Here is a 16099-nt window from a genome sequence, read left to right as displayed (position 1 = left end):
AAGATCCTCATTTCATCCACGTGGAGACCCTTGTCGTTGTTGTTGGTCCAGGGCAGTGGGAACAAGCGGCAACAAAACAACGAAGGTCGAGCCCTCGCCGACGCGGCTATGGACCGCGATCTCGCCATGATGCATATCAAGGATTTTTTTAACGATCGACAACCCTAAGCCGCTGCCGCCCAACGCACGGTTTCTTGCCTTATCCGCCTTATAGAACCGTTCAAAAATATGAGCTTGATCCTCGTCTGCAATGCCGATCCCATCATCTTTTACCGTAATAATGGCCTGTTGATCATGCTGCCGCAAATCAATCCCGATCGTTCCTCCTACAGGCGTAAACTTGATCGCATTACTAATCAGATTGACCCACACCTGACTTAAGCCGTCTTCATCTGCCACAATAAACGTCTCTTCGAGCGTAATATCGATTTCAATGGATTTCCCTAGCCAATGCGGCTCCAATGCAAGTACCAGATTGCGCAGCTGCCGATCCAATCGATAGCGTTTGGTCTCGAATGGATAACTGCTGGATTCGAGGGATGTAAGCTTCAATAAATTATCGCTGAGTTTGGAGAGTCTGCGACTCTCGGTCTCGATAATATCCAGATAATGCGTTCGTTCTTCTTTGGTCAATGCATCGTTATGCATCGCGCGGGCGAAGCCGCTAATGGAATGGAGCGGCGATTGGATCTCATGCGACACATTCGAAATAAATTCCTGCCGCATTTGTTCCATCTGACCGAGCTCTACTGCCATACTATTCACACTCTCCGCCAAGATCCCAAAACCACGGAAATTCCTGTTGATATCCAAGTTCACGCTGAAATCACCTTTAGCAATACGTCGAAGCGCATCAATAATCGACCGCATGATGATAAATTGCTGTGGTTCCCCTCGAACGCGCATCAGCAGGCCAATGAAGAACAATAAGACCAAGTCGACAAGTATCGTAACCAACTGCCGCCCATAATCATGGAACAAGGAAGGTGTCGCCTGCTGCAATAACAAGGCATAGGTTGTTCCGCGAATCGTTACCTGCTGTCCTGTCGTGAGATAACCTTCGCTCAACAGATGCGGGCGTTGGAAGAACGTCAGCTTCTCGCCTTTCAGGATTCGAGCCACTTCCGATTCCCCAACTTGTTCACGCAAGTACGCCGGTATTCCTCCCCCATACAGTTCACCATCCAAGCCATTACCTGATCGTTGGGTCAGCAGAATTCGGAACTGATCCATACCTGAGAGCTGCTCAAGCACCTCACGACGATGATCATCCGCTACATAATGCAGGACTTGGGCAATCTGTGTACCTCGATCGAACATCCCTTCCCAGACCTCTGTTTTGTTGCGATGATCATAGACATAAGAAGTAATGATGAATGCTACAGACCAGATGATCGTGGATACCCCGATAAAGAGGAGAATACCCACCCCGATCTTCGTACACTTCAACCATTTCATCCTCGTACCTCCAGCCGATACCCCAAGCCGCGTATCGTACTAATTCGAAAGGCATGCTGCTCTTCAGGGAAGCGTTCACGCAAACGATTCACATGCACATCTACGGTACGATCCACTCCTTCGTAATCATACCCCCAAATTTGTTCAATGAGCTGATCTCTGGAGAAGGTTTTGCCTGGATAGCTCGCCAGCTTGAACAACAACTCAAACTCCTTAAGCGGCAGCGATATGGTCTGGTTGCCCACGGAGATCTCAAATGTCTTGCGGTTCATCTGCAAATCGCCCAGCTGGATCGTCTGGGAGGATTCAATGCGGTAACGCTTGAGCAAAGCCTTTACACGTACAACGAGTTCGATGGGCTCGAACGGTTTGACAAGATAATCATCCGTTCCGAGTTCAAATCCCTTTACTTTCTGCGACGTTTCCCCTTTTGCCGTGAGCATCAACAAAGGAAAGTCATAGAGCTCCCTCAGCTTCTCACAAAGCTCCCATCCATCCATATTCGGCATCATGATATCTAGAATGACCATATCTACCTTTATGGTGTCCAGCTTCTCCAGCGCCTCAACGCCGTCCGCTGCCTCAACAACTTCAAGCCCTTCCTGCTCTAAAAATAACTTCACCAATTCTACGTTATGCGGATCATCGTCCACGACCATGATTTTCGTCATCGTACCTCTCCCTTTATAGCGAGCTTCTTGTTGAAACATTCCATGTAAGTAAAATGAATTCCTTCCTAATGCATAAAGCATACCTTATCGATTTAAACTGAATATGAACAAAAGCAGCAGCACAACATCGAAACTGGGGGACCTATGAAAAAAATCTGGACGATCTTCTGGACGGACATCCGACATATCTGTACGAACATCCCGGCAGCCATCATTATCACAGGACTCATCATCCTCCCCTCTCTCTATGCCTGGTTTAATATTCTTGCTTCATGGGATCCTTACGGCAACACCAAAGGGATCGCAATCGCGGTATCGAACGAAGACGAAGGCGCATCTATTCTAAATAAAAAGGTCAATATCGGAGACGAAATCATCGCGTCCTTGCATGAAAACCATAAAATCGGTTGGACCTTCGTCGATACGAAAAAGGCTCTCTCCGGTGTCAAACATGGCGACTACTATGCCAGTATCATTATTCCCAAGCATTTCTCAGCGCGTATAGCTACGGTCATTTCGCACGAGCCGATCAAAGCGGAAATCGACTATTACGTCAATGAGAAGATAAATGCCATCTCCCCTAAAATTACATCCAGCGGCGCATCCGGGATCATTAGCGAGGTCAGCTCGAACTTCGTCAAGGAAGCGAACGGGGCGATTTTCAAAATATTCAATGAGGTCGGGGTTGAACTCAGTAATGAACTGCCTACCATTGAAAAAGTAAAAAGCCTCGTATTCAAAGTGGAGAAGAACTTCCCTGAATTCGAAAGAGTGCTAAATATTGCGTCGTCCGATGTCGTTAAGGCACAAGAAATCGTGAAAGAATCGCAGCAAAGCCTGCCGATCCTCTCCGATGTCGCTAGCAAAGCCCAGCAATTCAGCAAAGGCGTAAGTGATTTGTTAGGCTATAGCACGCAAGGGATTGAAGCCATCGCTCCCTATGTGAAGCAGGATTTAAGCTCCTTGCAGGAAGCGGCGCTTTCCATGCAGGAGTTAACCGGTGTCCTTCAGGATGCTACCGCCGGTCCCTCCGCTGTTGCCAAAGCATTAACACACGCTGCCACACGGCTAGATCGCGCGATTACTATTTCGACAAGCGTCAAAACCTGGTTCGAGCATCTCAGCCAACTGACTCACGGCAAGCTGTTTCAACGAGATGTCGATCGGATGAATCGCATTCTGACCAAGTTTAAGGAACAGCGGTCCACCGTGTCTGAGATCCAAGCCGCCGTCAATCGCGGAGAGACCGTATCCGATACATTAATTAATCGTTTAAACACACTGTCGAAAGATACATCGGATGATTTAGGCAATATTATTGGACGATTTGATTCGGATATTACACCCAATATCGTCAACACGATCAATCAAGTCAAGAAATCGACGGATCAAGTGAACGCCCTTCTCAACAAAGCCTCGGGTCGCATTCCCGATATATCCAAATTACTGACAGATGCGAGTAAAGGGCTAACCTTTGGGGGAAATGAAATTCAGACGATCCACAAGGAACTCCCGACCGCTAAATCCAAGATTACCGACTTCGCCAACAAAATCCGGGACTTGGAGCAAAAGGGAGATATTACGGAGATCATCAGTTTATTGAAAAACAACTTCGAGAAGGAAAGCGAGTTCTTCGCCCAACCTGTCGTGTTAAAGGAAAATAAACTTTTCCCTATTCCGAATTACGGTTCAGGCATGTCGCCTTTTTTCACGACGTTGTCCTTATGGGTCGGGGCACTGCTCCTTGTCTCGCTATTAACGGTTGAGGTGCATCATGAAGGGATCGAATACGCGGGATACCATGTGTATTTCGGCCGTTTCTTGACATTTGTGACATTGGCGATGCTGCAGTCCCTTTTCGATACCCTTGGAGATATCTATTTACTGAAGGTTTATGTCGTCGAGAAAATGTGGTTCGTACTATTCGGCATGTTCCTGAGTATCATCTTCATGCTGATCGTCTATACCCTTGTCTCTATCTTTGGGAATGTAGGCAAAGCGATGGCCATTATTCTGCTCGTCCTACAATTGGCAGGGGCCGGCGGCACATTCCCCATCCAAGTGACACCACATTTCTTCCAAATGATCCACCCCTATTTGCCGTTCACCTACGCGATCAGCATGATGCGAGAAGCAACGGGAGGCATCCTGTGGGACATCGTTTGGCATGATGTTCTCCTCATGCTTGTATTCGCTGGGATTGCACTCGTGCTTGGGCTGGCTTTGAAAACGCCGATTAACCGCATGAGCGCAGGGTTCGTGAAGAAAGCGAAGGAGAGCAAGATTATTCATTGAAAAAAGGGGGTGTCTCTAACGAAGCTAATGCTTTCGCTTGAGACACCCCTTTTTATTATGAAATTTCGTTACACGACCTCTTGGGTAATTGCCTTGCCTGTGAATTGACTATTATATAGATCCGCATAAAACCCGTCTTGCGCGAGAAGCTCATGATGCGTTCCTTGCTCGATGACGCTTCCTTTATTCATCACAAGGATCAGATCTGCGTCACGAATGGTCGAGAGCCGGTGCGCGATAACGAAGCTGGTTCTTCCATGCATCAGATCCTTCATCGCCTTCTGAATGTACACTTCCGTACGTGTATCCACGCTGCTCGTCGCTTCATCCAAGATGAGGATGGCCGGGTCTGCAAGTATAGCCCTCGCAATGGTCAAGAGCTGCTTCTGCCCCTGCGATATGTTCGAAGCCTCTTCATTCAGTACGGTATCATAACCGTCTGGCAGCGTCCGTATAAAGAAATCCGCATGCGCCGCTTTGGCCGCGTGGATGATCTCGAGCTCTGTTGCGCCCTCACGACCATAAGCAATGTTATCGCGGATCGTGCCGTTGAAGAGCCATGTATCCTGCAATACCATCCCGAACAAGCTGCGAAGATTGCTTCGCTTCATATCCCGGATATCTACGCCATCGATCGTAATGCAACCGCTATTCACTTCATAGAAACGCATTAACAGGTTGATCAGCGTCGTCTTCCCGGCTCCGGTAGGCCCTACGATCGCGACCGTCTGCCCTTCTTTCACATCAATGCTCATATGGTCAATGATCGTCGTATCCTCTTTATACCCGAAGGTCACATCGGCGAAGGACACATGTCCTTCCGGATTCGCAAGCGTCTTCGGCTGCTTCGCTTCAGGCACTTCCTCCGCTTCGTCCAAGACTTCAAAGACACGTTCTGCGGATGCGATCGTCGATTGGATGATGTTCGCAATGTTAGCGGTCTGCGCAATCGGCATGCCGAATTGTCTTGCATATTGGATAAAAGCTTGAATATCTCCGATTTCGATGGATTTCTTCGTGACCATAACGCCGCCCACTACACAGACCAGAACGTAACCAAGGTTCGTAATGAAGCTCATCAGCGGCATAATGACCCCGGATATAAATTGTGCACGCCACCCCGAATCATACAGCTGTTCATTGATCTGACGGAACTTCGCCATCGACTTTTCTTCATGACCAAATGCCTTCACGACTTTGTGGCCTGTGTACATTTCTTCCACGTGCCCATTGAGTTCGCCCAGCGCCTTCTGCTGACCCATAAAATATTTCTGCGAACGCTTTGCCACCTTCGCTGTCACGAGGAAGCTCAGCGGCAATGTCACGATGCAAATGAGCGTGAGCCACGGGCTAATGGTTAACATCATCACGATGACACCAATGATCGTAATAATCGAAGTAATCAGCTGCGTTAAGCTTTGTTGCAGCGTAGTACTAATGTTATCCACGTCGTTCGTCACCCGACTCAGAATTTCCCCATGCGTACGCGAGTCGAAATATTTCAATGGCAAACGACCCAATTTATCGTTCACTTGCTGGCGCATATCGAACACAACCTTCTGCGCTACGCCAGCCATCACATATTGCTGCACATAACTGAACAGCGCACTGATTAGATATAACCCTGCCAGAAGGAAAATAATCTGACTGATATACGTGAAATCAATGGCTGCATCGGGTACGCCCTTCATTTTCATGACGACGCCTTCGAATAACTTCGTTACCGCCTTACCCATAATCTTCGGACTGACAATGCTAAACACCGTGCTCAAAATCGCGGTGAGCAGTACAAGGATTAACTGTGTCTGTCGAGGCTTCAAGTAGCCGATCAAACGTTTCAGCGTGCCTTTGAAATTCTTGGCTTTCTCGCCGGGCATGCCCATCCCCATCGGCCCGCCGCCCATAGGTCCTCGACCGCCGGGTCCGCCGCCAAAGCCGCCAGGTCTACCTGGTCCACTGGTACGTTGTTGTTCACTCATGCGATCTCCTCCTCTGACAGTTGAGAGGATACGATTTCGCGATAGACATCGGAAGTGTCCAGTAGCTCACGGTGTGTGCCGATTCCAACAATCCGTCCTTCCTCCAACACGATAATTTGGTCTGCATCCATGACCGTGCTAACACGTTGAGCCACAATAAGCACCGTTGCTTCGGTCGTCTCGTTCTTCAATGCGGCGCGTAATTTGGCATCTGTCTTGAAATCAAGTGCAGAGAAGCTATCGTCAAAAATATAGATTTCCGGTCTGCGCACCAAGGCCCGTGCAATCGACAACCGCTGCTTCTGGCCCCCGGATACGTTCGTTCCGCCTTGCGAAATCAAAGATTGATATCCGTCTTTCATATCCCCGATAAAGCCGCTTGCTTGCGCAATATGTGCAGCATGTTCAACTTCTGCATCTGTCGCCTCTTCTTTACCGAATCGAATGTTATCCGCAACCGTCCCTGTGAATAACATCGCCTTCTGCGGTACAAATCCAACCCGTGCTCTCAACGCTTGCTGCGTCTGGTCTCGAACATCCACGCCATTCACGAGCACCTGTCCCCCGTTCGTGTCGTAGAACCGTGGAATCAAGCTAATTAGCGTGGATTTGCCCGAACCGGTACCGCCGATTATGGCCGTCACTTGACCAGGTTTCGCAGTAAAGGATACATCGCTCAGGGCCGCTTGTTCCGCACCCGGATAGTTGAAGGTCACGTTCCGGAACTCCACCGTCCCATGAAGGACACTTGGATGCTTCGCTTGCGTCGGGTCCGTAATGTCCGGCTTCATATCCAATACTTCATTAATCCGTACAGCGGAGGCGGAAGCCCGCGGAATCATGACGAACATCATCGATAACATGAGCAGCGAGAACATGATCTGCATGGCATATTGAATAAAGGCCATCAAATTTCCTACCTGCATATCTCCGTTATCAATACGAATCCCGCCAAACCAGATAATCGCGATAGTCGCAAAGTTCATCACAAGCATCATAACCGGCATCATGAACGCCATAATCCGGTTCACACGGATTGCTACATCTGTTAAATCCGAATTGGCTTCATGAAATCGTTGCTTCTCATGATCCACGCGATTGAAAGACCGAATGACGCGTATCCCCGTCAATCCTTCACGCAAGACGAGGTTCAATTTATCCAGCATCTTCTGCATCGATTTGAACAGCGGCATTCCCTTCATGGCAATGACGATGATCGCGAGTGCCAATACGGGCACAACAACCGCGAGTACCCACGTCAATTGCGCATCTTTGGAGATCGCCATCACAATCCCGCCAATACACATCATGGGTGCCATCACCATGAGACGCAGCATCATAATCAACACTTGCTGAACCTGTGTAATGTCATTGGTCGCCCGTGTGATAAGCGATGCCGTCCCGATTTTATCAAATTCTTGTAGTGAGAAATGTTCTGCATGCTCAAACACCTGGTGACGTAAATTTTTCCCGTAGCCTGTCGCTACGCGGGACGATACATAGGCGGCCAGTATTGAGCATAAGGCCCCGCCTGCTGCCACGAGCAGCATGTATGCGCCGATTTGCCAGATATACGTCGTATCGGCTTGCACGATCCCCTTGTCTACGATATCTGCCATTAACGTCGGCAAATACAGTTCGGACATGGTCTGCAAAAAGACGAAGACAAGTACCAGCACAACCGGGAGCGTAAATGGTTTGAGAAACCGAAACAGTCTAATCATTCCTGCCATCCTCTCTTTTCCCTCATATTTTTCCAAGATCATGAGAGGATTGTACGTTAGGAATATAAACTGAGTTTAAACAAAAGAGACGATTCTGTTGAAGGGACGGGCCAAAGGGGACGATGCATTGCATGTTGAAGCCAGGTATTGAGGTTGGGGTTATCTGACTCCGTCGCTGTTGTCACCAGAAAATTTAGATCGGATGAGATAACGGATATTTCCCCGTGACAAAGGCGATCGCTTCGCTCTCCATCAGACACCCCCAAGCCCGTCCATGGCTTCAACATGCAATCAACCTCAACCTTCGGACACCGAATCCATTCAAAGGAATCGTCTTTTTTGTTAGCGAGGAGGTAGGGGAGGAAGAGAGAGATGAATCATACGTTTTTCTCTACGTATGCGTCCTATATTGGAAAAATGTAGAATAGCAGGCGATGAACGCCTCTTCTATTGACCTATAGTGGATGAACCCAATATAGGCGGCCAAAATCGCTCATTTTACCGTTAAAACAGGTGATTTTATTGGATTTATCCACTATAGGATGAAAAATGAGCTCCTTTGAGCACTACTTAATGGATAAATCCAATATAGCAACGGATAAGCTCCTAGAACCGTAGGGGCTAAGCCTCATGCGGGCACTAGCGTTATAGATTGGTCCAATGGTCTTGGTGTTTTGGTGTTTTGGTGTTTTGGTGTTTTGGTGTTTTGGTGTTTTGGTGTTTTGGTGTTTTGGTGTTCTGGTGTTTTGGTGTTTTGGCGTTCTCCCCCCAAAAACAAACTCCTCACGGAATCATCCATGAGGAGTTGTCTATACATTTACAAGAATACCTTCTGTCCGCTCTTCGCACTCTCGATGGCACCTTGCACCATCGCCATGCTATGGATATTGTCGCGGCAATCCGTCTCGGCACGGCGCCCTTGTTCAAGCGCTAGGAACATCTCGTCCAAGCAGCCTGCATGCCCTGTGTTCCCGTTCCAGCGGAACGGTGCTTCTACGCGAACCGTCTCCCGCAGGAATTGACCTTCTTGATCACCAGGAGCCACAACCTCGGCATAGGGTGCGCCCACTCCATCCCAGATCGCAGTCCCCTTCTCGCCCGTGATCCGCCAGTTCGCCTCCCAAGAGGTTGATGCTCCTTCCGCGCACCATGAACCACGGTAGCAGAACACCGAACCATCTGACATTTCATAGATACAGATGGCGGAGGCGTTGCCTTGATACCAGGACCCTGGCGGGTTGAATTCGTGACAGTACACCGATACCGGGTCTGCGCCAAGGATAAACCGCGCCTGATCGAAGGTATGAATCGCCATGTCCAGAATCAAGGGGCTCTCCATCACTTCGCGGAATCCACCAAAATGCGGACCTAAGAAGAAATCCGCATTGATCATCCCCGGCTTCCCGATCGTCCCGTCCAGGATCAATTCGTGCAATGCGCGAATGTTCGAATCATACCGCCGATTCTGCATCACCGATAATGTCTTGCCTGTCGCTTCTGCCACCTGAATGATCTCTTTCGCTTGTTCCATGGTCGCCGCCATCGGCTTCTCTCCAAAGACATGGCACCCCTGCTTCATCGCTGTCGTACTGATGTGAAAGTGGCTGTCTGGAATCGTCACATCCAATACGAGATTGGCATTCGATTCCGAAATGGCTTGCTCTAGCTCCGTATAGATCCCGCATGTCAATTGATATGTATCTTTGATCTTCTGCGCATTCTCTATATACACGTCTACAAGCGCAACAACCTCAGCATCTGCCCGCTTCAACACGTCCTTGATCCATACGTGAGACATCCCGCCGCAACCTGCAACAACGACTCGATAGGATTGTGTCTGCATCCCGCGCCCTCCGCTCTAGACCGGATTCGGCACGAAAGAGCCGCCGCGGCATTGTTTTAAATAATTAAGTGCATGCACTTGACCTGTCATTTCCAGCTCATCCCGATAAACGGGATCATGCCAGCCTTCAATATCAATCGTTCCTTGATATCCCGCTTGGCGCAAGATCGTGATCACGTCCGTCCAATTCGTATCCCCGAATCCTGGTGTCCGATGCCATACGAAATCCTTCGGACCGTGAATGCCGTGTTCTTTCACGATGTCCCAAGCTATCGTCGCGTCCTTGCCGTGGACATGGAATACTTTATCCACCCACTTCCGCAGCTGTGGAATCGGATCAATCAAACTTACCATCTGATGACAAGGCTCCCATTCCAGACCGATATTATCGGCCGGAACGGCGTTGAACATCATTTCCCATGCCTGCGGGTTATGTGCGATATTCCAATCGCCTGTCGACCAATTGCCGCCCATATTACAGTTCTCAAAAGCAATACGCACGCCGCGGTCCGCTGCACGTTTCGTTAATTCGCCGAACACTTCTTGAAAGCGCGGAATGGACGCATCAATCGGTTGATCCGTTAATCGCCCCGTAAAACCGCTTACGAGTTCGGTACCGAACAAATGCGCGTGATCGATGACCCGCTCCCAACTCGCTAACGTATCAGCATTGCCACCTTCGCCTGTCAGCGGATTTCCGAATACACCCAGACTTGAGATAACGACACCATGTTCATCCACGATCTCGCGTACCCGCTTAGCCGTCTCCACAAGATCAATGTCTCCAGTGGTTTGCCAGAATGTAAGACTAAAAGATTCAAACCCATGGGGTAAAATTTGTGGTATCACACGTACCGCATCATGCCCGCCGACCAAGGTACCTATACGTAAAAAATGATTGTTGCTATTCATTGTATACCACTCCTAAATTGAGTATAGTGTTAAGCATAAGCCCATTTTAACGTGGTTAATTGGATATTTCTCTATACAATCTTGTGCTTTTTAGGTTCTATATTGCGATAAGGAGCTGGCACGATGACCTATCCTCAGGAATTGCGTGAACATACTTATTTTAGCGATCCCTCTTATCCGTTTAATATCTTTCGAATTCGACAGGAGCCTTCCAATATGGGAGCCCCCTCGCTCTATATGCACTGGCATGAACATTTTGAGATTTTGCTGATGGTCGAGGGTCGGGCTATTTTTCATATCGACAGCAAACCCTTTGAAGCTGGGCCAGGGGACATCGTTATCGTTCCGTCGGGTGCACTTCATGTCGGATACAGTGCTGGTATAGGCCCATTACATTACTACGCCATCGTCTTTAATGCCGCATTGCTTAAATCCAACAAAACAACGGATCCGATGCATGCTGTCTATATTGCCCCTTACTTGGATGGGAGTCTCGTATTCCCTATTATGCTTCGTCACACAGATACCACAAATGCGGTGTTCAAATCTGTATTGGAGCAAGTCATTCAAGAATTCGAAGGGAAACAGCGCGGGCATGAGCTTCTAGTCAAAAGCCAGATGTATATCCTATTCACCCTATTATCTCGTCAATTCATGCCCGACCAACTGCCTGAGAAAGTAAAAGCGAGTCATTCGCGAAATGTGGATCGATTCAAGAAGCTTCTGCTATACATTGACGCCCATTATCAGGAACCGATTACGGTGGCACAAGCCGCCTCGATTGTGAATCTGAATCCCTATCATTTCTGCAAAACATTCAAAAAGACGACCGGATCGACGCTTATCGAATACATCAATTTTGTTCGCGTGAACGCAGCAGAGAAACTTCTGCTGGAGAGTGATCTTACCGTCACCGAAATTGCCGAGCATATTGGATGCGGTAATCCGAACTATTTTACGAAGCTATTTAAACAATATAAGGGCATCGCTCCCTCGCAATGGAGGAAGGACGCCCTTCGATCTTAGTTATGATGATGACGTTGCTGTATTTCATGCATCCCCATAATGACGGCCACGAGTTCGTAATCATCAAGTCGGGGCGATTGGTTATCCAGGCAATACGCCCCGGATTCGAACCAGCTGCTGGTCTGCTCAAACCTTGCTACTAATTGCTCCTGCATATCGAATATTTCATATTCCTTGGAAAATGCCGGCGAGACGATATCATAGTCGCCACGCCCATCCGTTTCATACGTAAACTTCTTGGAGAAAAACGTCATCCGTTCACGCAAACGCCCCAGTGTCTCGCCATGCGGACCCGTTACTTCCCACTTGTAAGACAACATGGGAAATCGGCCGTTGCAACGAATTGCCCCCGTCTGATCATACACATCCACCGATGATGTGAATGCGCTCCGTAAATCCAATGTTCCTAACATTTCCCGCGATTCGCTGAATATTTCCGTTTCTCCGCTGCTAAAGAACCGATCCCGAAACATGAGTCTCATTCTTCGCACCTCCTATTTTCTATACGAACCGAATGAATGAAAAGGTGCGAATAACTTCAAAATCATTCCAATTCATAGGGAAATGAGGAAAATGCGATTCCCCTTTATTCTATATACCACACAATTCTATATACCACACATCCACACATGACAAAGAGACCCCTAACTACAGGGTCCCCTGCAAAATCATTTACGCATAAACAACTTCCGTTCCTGCTATAAAATCATGAATGGACCGCTTATCTTCGCGAACGCCAACCATAATTGCGCTAATGATAGCGGCAATGCCAAAGGTAAACCCGTAGATCAACCCTGCGGCCACTTGGCGAAGCAGCATCGTTCCAATGGTAGGCGGCGAACCGTCTAATTTTACGATGCGAATCCCAACACATCGTTTGCCTATCGTATACCCGTCCCAGAACACGGGCAAAAGTAAGGTGTATAAGAAAGATAAGAGGTCTGTGACATATTCCTTCCCGTACCCTCCCGTGATGCTGTATGAAAGTATCGCCAAGGGCACACCGACGATGAGACCATCCAACAGACTAGCTCCTAACCTGATCCAGAAACCTGCATTCACGGATTTCCCCCTCCTTCATTCATCCAAAATGATCGATTCATTTATCCTTATGAAGGAACATGCTTCGCTAGAAGAAATTAGACATCAAATCCTATCCTCGACAAACTGCTTCCGATAGGCTGACGGGGTTATTCCCAACGCCTGCTTGAAACACGTCGTAAAATACGGCGCATAGGTATATCCGACTTGTTCCGCTACTTCGGCTACGGTACGATCCGTCTTCGCAAGGAGAAGCTGAGCTTGTTCCAGCCGATAATGGTGCAGATATTCCATCGGCGTACAATCGAAATGCTCCTTCATGCAACGGGTTATGTAATTCACATGAAAGTGCAACGCCATGGCTAACGATTCATTGGATACTTGTTCCGTATAGTGCTGCTTAATATACGCTTCCGTCTGTTCAGCGAGCAATAGGCTTGGCGCTCGCTTATCCGATATCCGCTGCCCTTCGTCCATCCGCTGCAGCCATTCCAGCATCAACTGCTGTTCCTGCCATACCGCCTGCGATCGACGCATTGTTGCGCATGCGATCAGGCGCTCCGCAAGTGCGAACATCTGCCCCGCATTCGGAAAGGTCCATAATTTCGGGAGCTGCATGACATAAGGAAACAAGCGAGAGTAATGGACTTCCTGGCCAATCTGAAAATGCACCCAATAAAAGACGGTGCGCTCCGTACAGGGACCCGTTCCGTAATGATGCCCGTCTGGCAATAATATCAAGGAATCCCCGCGTTTCAGCTCCCACGACTGTCCATTCTCTCCGATATGTAGACAACCTTCTTCCACAAGCAGCATATCGTAGACACCTAATTGCCTCCGATTGGGATGAATATCTCCTGACACATAATCCGCTTTTCCGCTCTCCAAATAATACGGCATCGGTGGGGTCGTGATCTGAATGGAGGCGACCATGCTGGGCTTTCACTCCTATCTATTTGTGTGAAATATTATAATTTTTTAGTTGATTCTCTTTCTATTATAACGCTGTGTATCTAGCTACACTAGGCATATACCTATTCAATGGGACATTAAAATATTGAAAGGAATGTTGCTCTTTATGAAAAACACGGCAAAACCAGAATCCGCTACCCTCCCTCTGCAAGATGTCCAGATTCAAGATACATTCTGGTCTTCTTATATGGACCTTGTCCACCAAGTCGTGATTCCCTATCAATGGGATGCGCTGAATGATCGAATTCCCGATGCAGAACCAAGTTATGCGATTCATAACTTTCGAATTGCAGCCGGCGTGGAACAAGGCAGCTATGGAGGGTTGGTTTTTCAAGACAGTGATTTGGCAAAATGGCTGGAAGCCGTCGCTTATCGGCTAGCTACACATCCGGATCCTGCATTGGAGGAAATAGCTGATGAGACGATTCAATTCATCATTCAAGCACAACAAAAGGATGGCTATATCAATACCTACTTCACTGTGAAAGAGCCTGACAAGCGTTGGACCAATCTTCATGACTGCCATGAATTATATTGCGCAGGCCATATGATGGAGGCGGCCGTTGCTTACTATGAAGCAACGGGAAAACGCGCATTTCTGCATGCCATGTGTCGTTTTGCAGACTATATCGATACCGTCTTCGGACCGGATGAAGGCAAAATCCACGGCTACGACGGACACCAGGAGATTGAACTGGCTTTGGTGAAGCTGTATCGTGTTACCGGCGAGCAACGTTACTTGCGTCTCAGCCAATATTTCATCGATGCTCGCGGCCAACAGCCTAACTTCTTCATTGAAGAGTGGGAACAACGCGGCCGTACTTCACACTGGGTCCCTGGAGAGTTCAAACCCGACCCGCAATACAATCAGAGCCATCTTCCCGTAAGAGAACAATCGACGGCCGTCGGGCATGCTGTTCGCGCCGTATATATGTACTCAGCGATGGCGGATTTAGCCCGCCTCACAGGAGACCAAGCACTTGCGGAAGCCTGCCGGCGATTATGGAATAACGTAACAAAGCGCCAAATGTACATTACAGGCGGCATCGGCTCGACGCGAATCGGCGAAGCCTTCTCGCTTGACTGGAATTTACCGAACGAACGTGTGTATGGGGAAACCTGCGCTTCCATTGGCCTCATCTTTTTTGCTCATCGAATGCTCCAATTGGAACAAAAAGCCGAGTATGCTGACGTGCTGGAACGCGCCTTATATAATAACGTCATTGGCAGCATGTCAGAGGACGGGAAGCATTATTTCTACGTGAATCCGCTTGAAGTCTGGCCTGATGCTTGCGCCAAAGATCCGGAGTTACCGCACGTGAAACCGGTTCGTCAAAAATGGTTCGGGTGCTCCTGCTGTCCGCCGAACGTAGCTCGTATTCTAGCTTCGCTTGGGACCTATATCTATACGGTGAACAACGATACGATCTACACGCATCTCTTCGTAGGAAACAAGGCGAAGGTTCACATGAATGGACTTGACGTGCTGCTGAAGCAGGAGACTGATTCTCCATGGAACGGGAACATTCGCATTACGGTTACACCGGAGCGCGCAGCCGCATTCCGTCTTGCCCTCCGTGTGCCTGGTTGGTGCAAGGAGCAGCCGACCCTTCGCATCAATGGGCAAGCCCATACCACGCTGCAAGTAGTAGATGGCTATTGCCTGATCGATCGGCCGTGGCAGCCTGGCGATGTGGTCGAATGGGTGCTTGCCATGGAAGTGCAATTCATTGCCGCCCATCCTTTCATGCGGGCAAATGCAGGCAAAGTCGCCATACAGCGCGGACCTTTCGTCTATGCACTCGAAGAGGTCGACCACGCTGCGCCGCTTGCTTCTTTATCCATTAATCCGACACAGCTGTTAACGGCTAGACGCGATGCTTCGCTACCGGGTGAACCCATAGTTCTGGAAGGAATACTCCACCAGGAAGCTTCCGCTCACGCACTTTCCGAAGACGAACCTTATCACGTGTTCGGTACGACAAGCGCACCAACGCTGATGCCGCTGCGGGCTGTCCCTTATTTCATGTGGGGCAATCGCAATCCCGGCGAAATGGCCGTCTGGATTCGGACGAATCACAACGACTATTAAACGGAAAGGAAATATAATATTTTAAAAATGTGATTTGAATCAAACCTCTTCTGCTCCTCCTTTGTTATGGTTAGGTCAAAGCTAAT

The 16099-nt window shown here is 48.6% G+C and carries 12 protein-coding genes; 3 read left to right on the top strand and 9 right to left on the bottom strand.

Annotation, left to right across the window (positions count from 1 at the left end):
- Positions 1–12: 12 nt before the first annotated feature.
- The gene (locus BVG16_RS33325) at positions 13–1458 is read right to left on the bottom strand and encodes a sensor histidine kinase (protein ID WP_233146985.1); all 1446 of its coding nucleotides are present in this window, start codon (positions 1456–1458) and stop codon (positions 13–15) included.
- Positions 1455–2129, bottom strand: coding sequence for a response regulator transcription factor (locus BVG16_RS10365; RefSeq protein ID WP_078498461.1), 675 nt, complete (start codon positions 2127–2129; stop codon positions 1455–1457). Before BVG16_RS10365 ends, BVG16_RS33325 begins: the two co-directional genes overlap by 4 nt.
- Before the next feature lie 144 nt (positions 2130–2273).
- On the opposite strand from BVG16_RS10365, the gene BVG16_RS10360 reads away from it, so the two are divergent.
- Positions 2274–4424: a YhgE/Pip domain-containing protein gene (locus BVG16_RS10360; protein WP_078498460.1), complete on the top strand. Its 2151-nt coding sequence runs from the start codon at positions 2274–2276 to the stop codon at positions 4422–4424.
- Positions 4425–4492: 68 nt separating this feature from the next.
- Here the strand turns inward: BVG16_RS10360 and BVG16_RS10355 are convergent, their stop codons facing one another.
- The 4 genes from BVG16_RS10355 to BVG16_RS10335 all read right to left on the bottom strand — a co-directional run bounded on the left by BVG16_RS10355 (position 4493) and on the right by BVG16_RS10335 (position 10882).
- The gene (locus BVG16_RS10355; RefSeq protein WP_078498459.1) at positions 4493–6403 is read right to left on the bottom strand and encodes an ABC transporter ATP-binding protein; all 1911 of its coding nucleotides are present in this window, start codon (positions 6401–6403) and stop codon (positions 4493–4495) included.
- Positions 6400–8127 (bottom strand): ABC transporter ATP-binding protein, encoded by a 1728-nt coding sequence (locus BVG16_RS10350; RefSeq protein ID WP_078498518.1) that lies wholly within the window; start codon positions 8125–8127, stop codon positions 6400–6402. Before BVG16_RS10350 ends, BVG16_RS10355 begins: the two co-directional genes overlap by 4 nt.
- A gap of 817 nt (positions 8128–8944) precedes the next feature.
- Positions 8945–9970 (bottom strand): Gfo/Idh/MocA family protein, encoded by a 1026-nt coding sequence (locus BVG16_RS10340; protein WP_078498457.1) that lies wholly within the window; start codon positions 9968–9970, stop codon positions 8945–8947.
- 15 nt (positions 9971–9985) lie between these two features.
- Positions 9986–10882 (bottom strand): sugar phosphate isomerase/epimerase family protein, encoded by an 897-nt coding sequence (locus BVG16_RS10335; RefSeq protein ID WP_078498456.1) that lies wholly within the window; start codon positions 10880–10882, stop codon positions 9986–9988.
- A 123-nt stretch (positions 10883–11005) separates the two neighbouring features.
- Between BVG16_RS10335 and BVG16_RS10330 the strand changes: the two genes are divergently transcribed.
- A complete protein-coding gene (locus BVG16_RS10330) occupies positions 11006–11908 on the top strand; it encodes an AraC family transcriptional regulator (protein WP_078498455.1) in 903 nt (300 codons plus the stop codon).
- On the opposite strand, the gene BVG16_RS10325 is transcribed toward BVG16_RS10330, so the two are convergent.
- The 3 genes from BVG16_RS10325 to BVG16_RS10315 all read right to left on the bottom strand — a co-directional run bounded on the left by BVG16_RS10325 (position 11905) and on the right by BVG16_RS10315 (position 13882).
- Entirely contained in the window at positions 11905–12390 is a 486-nt protein-coding gene (locus BVG16_RS10325; protein ID WP_078498454.1) for an LURP-one-related/scramblase family protein, read from the bottom strand. The two genes, BVG16_RS10330 and BVG16_RS10325, sit on opposite strands and share 4 nt — an antisense overlap.
- A 190-nt stretch (positions 12391–12580) precedes the next feature.
- Positions 12581–12970, bottom strand: a complete 390-nt coding sequence (locus BVG16_RS10320; RefSeq protein WP_078498453.1) for an RDD family protein — start codon at positions 12968–12970, stop codon at positions 12581–12583.
- A gap of 84 nt (positions 12971–13054) precedes the next feature.
- On the bottom strand, positions 13055–13882 hold the full coding sequence (locus BVG16_RS10315; RefSeq protein WP_078498452.1) for a helix-turn-helix domain-containing protein: 828 nt from the start codon (positions 13880–13882) through the stop codon (positions 13055–13057).
- Between the two features lie 145 nt (positions 13883–14027).
- On the opposite strand from BVG16_RS10315, the gene BVG16_RS10310 reads away from it, so the two are divergent.
- Positions 14028–16013 carry a glycoside hydrolase family 127 protein gene (locus BVG16_RS10310; RefSeq protein WP_078498517.1) on the top strand — a complete coding sequence of 662 codons (1986 nt, stop codon included), beginning with the start codon at positions 14028–14030 and terminating at the stop codon, positions 16011–16013.
- Positions 16014–16099: the final 86 nt, after the last annotated feature.

The organism is Paenibacillus selenitireducens, from assembly GCF_002021565.1.
GTDB lineage: Bacteria > Bacillota > Bacilli > Paenibacillales > Paenibacillaceae > Paenibacillus_K > Paenibacillus_K selenitireducens.
The sequence above is the reverse complement of the archived record's forward strand: the minus strand, read 5'-3'. Positions and strand labels throughout refer to the sequence as shown.

What these genes read in the sequence shown, in the direction of transcription:
- BVG16_RS33325 (WP_233146985.1), bottom strand. Translation starts at nt 1,458, where the DNA reads ATGAAATGGTTGAAGTGTACGAAGATCGGGGTGGGTATTCTCCTCTTT.
- BVG16_RS10365 (WP_078498461.1), bottom strand. Translation starts at nt 2,129, where the DNA reads ATGACGAAAATCATGGTCGTGGACGATGATCCGCATAACGTAGAATTG.
- BVG16_RS10360 (WP_078498460.1), top strand. Translation starts at nt 2,274, where the DNA reads ATGAAAAAAATCTGGACGATCTTCTGGACGGACATCCGACATATCTGT.
- BVG16_RS10355 (WP_078498459.1), bottom strand. Translation starts at nt 6,403, where the DNA reads ATGAGTGAACAACAACGTACCAGTGGACCAGGTAGACCTGGCGGCTTT.
- BVG16_RS10350 (WP_078498518.1), bottom strand. Translation starts at nt 8,127, where the DNA reads ATGATTAGACTGTTTCGGTTTCTCAAACCATTTACGCTCCCGGTTGTG.
- BVG16_RS10340 (WP_078498457.1), bottom strand. Translation starts at nt 9,970, where the DNA reads ATGCAGACACAATCCTATCGAGTCGTTGTTGCAGGTTGCGGCGGGATG.
- BVG16_RS10335 (WP_078498456.1), bottom strand. Translation starts at nt 10,882, where the DNA reads ATGAATAGCAACAATCATTTTTTACGTATAGGTACCTTGGTCGGCGGG.
- BVG16_RS10330 (WP_078498455.1), top strand. Translation starts at nt 11,006, where the DNA reads ATGACCTATCCTCAGGAATTGCGTGAACATACTTATTTTAGCGATCCC.
- BVG16_RS10325 (WP_078498454.1), bottom strand. Translation starts at nt 12,390, where the DNA reads ATGAGACTCATGTTTCGGGATCGGTTCTTTAGCAGCGGAGAAACGGAA.
- BVG16_RS10315 (WP_078498452.1), bottom strand. Translation starts at nt 13,882, where the DNA reads ATGGTCGCCTCCATTCAGATCACGACCCCACCGATGCCGTATTATTTG.
- BVG16_RS10310 (WP_078498517.1), top strand. Translation starts at nt 14,028, where the DNA reads ATGAAAAACACGGCAAAACCAGAATCCGCTACCCTCCCTCTGCAAGAT.